Here is a 550-nt window from a genome sequence, read left to right as displayed (position 1 = left end):
TCGACGGCATCGGCAACAGCGAGGACCTGATGCTGATCCTCGACCTGATCGACAAGAACGGTGCCGACAACATCGCCGGCACCGCGGACGACAACGCCACGATCACGCGGGCCGTGTACGTGTCGAACGCCGATATCTTCAAGACGGGTCAGGTCCCGGCCCCGTACAACACCGAGTTCACGCTCGACAACAATGACGGCCTCGTGATCATCGAGCAGAACGACTACAACGCAGCCGGCGAAGACTACGTGTTGCAGGGTGTCCAGATCATGCAGTCGGGCAACGGGATCACCGGCAACAACGCTGCGATCGACCTGAACAGGACGACCGGCACTGACGGCGGCAGCAATGCGACCACCAGTCTGGTGAACTTCGACGGCGCCGATAACGACGTGCTGAAGATCACGGACATCGCCTTCACCTCGACCGTGACCGAGACGCCGGAAGCCCAGCTCGACTTCGCCTTCCAGGTGGAAGACGCGGACGCGGACCAGACAGCGATGCAGCACATACTTGTTGACGTCGCCTGACACTTGACCAACGGGGGCGG

At 61.6% G+C, this 550-nt stretch carries 1 pseudogene; it reads left to right on the top strand.

The annotated features are described in order from the left end of the window. A pseudogene (locus tag CU102_RS28375) lies at positions 1–530 on the top strand (DUF5801 repeats-in-toxin domain-containing protein); the annotation flags it as partial. Positions 531–550 lie beyond the last annotated feature (20 nt).

The organism is Phyllobacterium brassicacearum (assembly GCF_003010955.1).
In the GTDB taxonomy this organism is placed as follows: Bacteria; Pseudomonadota; Alphaproteobacteria; order Rhizobiales; family Rhizobiaceae; genus Phyllobacterium; species Phyllobacterium brassicacearum.
The sequence above is the reverse complement of the archived record's forward strand: the minus strand, read 5'-3'. Positions and strand labels throughout refer to the sequence as shown.